The organism is Carnobacterium divergens (assembly GCF_900258435.1).
GTDB classification, from domain to species: Bacteria; Bacillota; Bacilli; order Lactobacillales; family Carnobacteriaceae; genus Carnobacterium; species Carnobacterium divergens_A.
In genome coordinates this window covers 17,619-20,560 of sequence record NZ_LT984412.1, presented here as the reverse complement: position 1 = coordinate 20,560, position 2,942 = coordinate 17,619, and the positions used below count along the sequence as shown (strand labels likewise).

At 34.0% G+C, this 2,942-nt stretch carries 1 protein-coding gene and 1 pseudogene; both read right to left on the bottom strand.

Annotated elements, in window-relative coordinates; all coding sequences use genetic code 11:
• A partial coding sequence (locus CDIMF43_RS00420; protein WP_109840888.1) for a replication initiation protein occupies positions 1 to 842 on the bottom strand: 842 nt, incomplete at its 3' end.
• A gap of 1,482 nt (positions 843 to 2,324) precedes the next feature.
• A pseudogene (locus CDIMF43_RS00405) lies at positions 2,325 to 2,843 on the bottom strand (site-specific integrase); the annotation flags it as partial.
• Between the last annotated feature and the right edge of the window lie 99 nt (positions 2,844 to 2,942).

The window sequence follows — 2,942 nt, the reverse complement described above, 5'->3', positions numbered from 1 at the left end:
TAAATAGGGTCTTGTTCTTCCAGCTTGTAGAAGTCATTTCGTGCGACTGGTTTCTTCGTGATATGAAAGACAATAGAATCAATCGAACGCCCTTTTTTAATCTTGTCATAAGACACATTAAAAGAGGTATATTTGTTAATTTCTTCTATTGGTTTTTTTAGCACCCATTTGTCAAAATTTCTAAAGTCTTTATACTCATTGACGGTATCAGACATTATCCTCAATTCTTTAACCAATATTGAGGGATTGCGGTAGCTTTCCACTTGTTCGGCTCGCCGTCCTCCCTTATTGCTGTAATGCTCGTATTGGTTATAATTCATAGACAACCATTTATAAAGAATAATGCTGTACTTACTATTTAAGTCTACAAGGTCAGACAAAGCATATTGCGTGAATTTTTCTTTCAGCTCAATCAAATAAGGCATAATTTCACGATGAAATTCTATTTTTACTTCGTCATTGTAGCTATTCCATTCTACAAAAGGGATAGGAACAATACTTTTCATGTTATAACCTTTTCCCTTAACTTCTTTAATCTGAAAAAAAGCTTGCTTTTGCATTTTTTCAATGGCTTCTTTAAAGCGACTATGCTTGTCGTTGTCAGATACTTTAAAAAAAGCAAATAGTTCAGTCTTTGATAATAAAATCGTATGGTCTTTGGGTGGATTGTCCGTATCAATACAAGATACGGCTAATTCAAAAATCTTTAAAGGAACTTTATCCATTTTGGCAACGGATGTGATGAGGTCGTTATGCTCCACGATTTTTCGTTTTTCGATTTCTTTCAAGGGATAAACCACCTTTTTCTCGTTTAATTCATTGTTATTTGGTATAATAGACATAGTAATTGCTCCTTTGTGAGTGATTTTGGTTAAGCATGAAGAAATGCTCTGCAAAAAGTTTTTTCTTCATGTTTTTATTATATCAAAACAAGTGTAGTATTTCAAATGTTTTCTACACCTATACACAGTTTTTTCTACACCTATACACAGTTTTTTCTACACCTATACACAGTTTTTTCTACACCTATAAACTCGAATTACATTGAAAACACTGACTTTTTTTCCACGCAAAAGATATAAAAGATTAAAATATATAAGATAAATAAATATAGGCTTCGCCTATTTTTTATTTTTTTCAAAAATTTAAAACCAAAGGTCAAAGTCATCAAAAAAAGGAGTGAGCGAAAACCACGCTCACATTTTACTTGCAGCGTTCACTTCGTTCACTCGCTAAAAGAAAAGATCAAAACCACTTTTAGGAATTTATTGGATTCCCTCTAATTGCTCATATAAGCTGTTTTAACTGTTTGACTAGCTAAATACTCATATCATGCAATCAAGCGTCTTACAGACGGTCAGGGCAAGCCCTAACAACCCTTAAATGGAAAACCGATACTTTGTTTAACTTGTTTTTTTACAACTTACAACAAGCTATTCAATTCAAAATCAATTTAAACCCACTTAAAAGCTCGTTTAAGCATTCTTAATGCTCCCTTTGAACAAAATAGACAGTTTCGAATTAAAGTCGCTTAAATCGAGTTTTAGAACGTTTTAAAATAGAATGATGAAAAACTAAAAAGTTTCAAACGCTGGTCGGCTTGTTTCGTAAAAAAAGAGTGCAATGTGCAATGCGCACTTACACATCACTCTAAAAACGAGTGATGTAATGGCTAAAAATCGTGTATCAGAAGTTGCTTATCGCAACAACAAAATTTCATGATAGTAGCATCTCTTAAATGAGTGAGTCTTTGTTTCAATTTGTGATATATTTTTCTGATCCATCAAGAACTTCCTCAAAGATAAAATGCCTCAGCGCTCATTCCTCAATCGCCCTTTGTCATTGATTTTGTAATAAGCATTGCGCCCTATTCGGTTACAATCCTCACAACAAAATAGACCATATAAAACCATAAATACTGCAAGCTATCACATTGTAATACAAAGCACTTCGTTCTTGTATTACAATGTGGCTTGAAAAGGGGGAAGTTTCACTTTCCCCTTTTATCCCCTTTGGAGTGTGTCGATTTGCTTTACGCAAACGCCACCTACCCATTTTATAAAAATAAAATGGGCAAAAGATCTTTCTTTTTGTCATACAAAAAGAAGAAAAAGAGGGACGATTTTCTTCTTCCGAAATCGTCCCTCTTTTTGGATGAACGAACAAAAAATCTCTCGTATTTTGTTTGTTCATCCACTAAAAATATGCGAACAGTATGGCTTCATTCAATTCTGTTCTTACAAGTCAAAAGCATCGAATCGTCCTTGGACGATTCAACAAAAAAAGTAGTCGTTTTTGGACGACTACTAAGTTCTAAACATTCATTACCCAAAATCAATTTGGTCTAACATCGTTTCTCGACTAGCTTGATCTAATCCAAGATACGTTAAGGTCATGGCTTCACTTGAATGGTTTAATAAATGCATCACTAAACCAATATTATAGTTTGACTGGGTATAGACCTGATAAGCGCCTGTTTTACGCATGGTATGCGTTCCTAGATAGTTAATTCCTAAAAGATCACCAACTCGTGCCATAATCTTATAAAACTGTTTCTCGGTAATAGGACGATCAGGACGAGAAGTTGAAGGAAATAACCACTCTGAATTCATGTTTTGTTGGATGAGCCATGCATGATAAATCATTAAATCTTGTTGGACAGGTTTTAAATATAACGTATTTCCCTTACCAGTTTTTTGATCATGAATAAATGCAGTTTGTTTGACTGTTCCATCAAGATTAAAGACATCTGTTTTTTTTAATTTCATGACGTCACTCACACGTAGCAAGGTCGCTTTCCCAACTTGGAAAATTGTGTAGCTGCGACGACCAGCACGAAAACTATGGTTCTGTTGCAAAGTTTTAAATCTACTATCAAATAAGGTAGAATAATAGAAAAAGATAGCAGGAGGAATGACGATGAATCATTTTAAAGGAAAGCA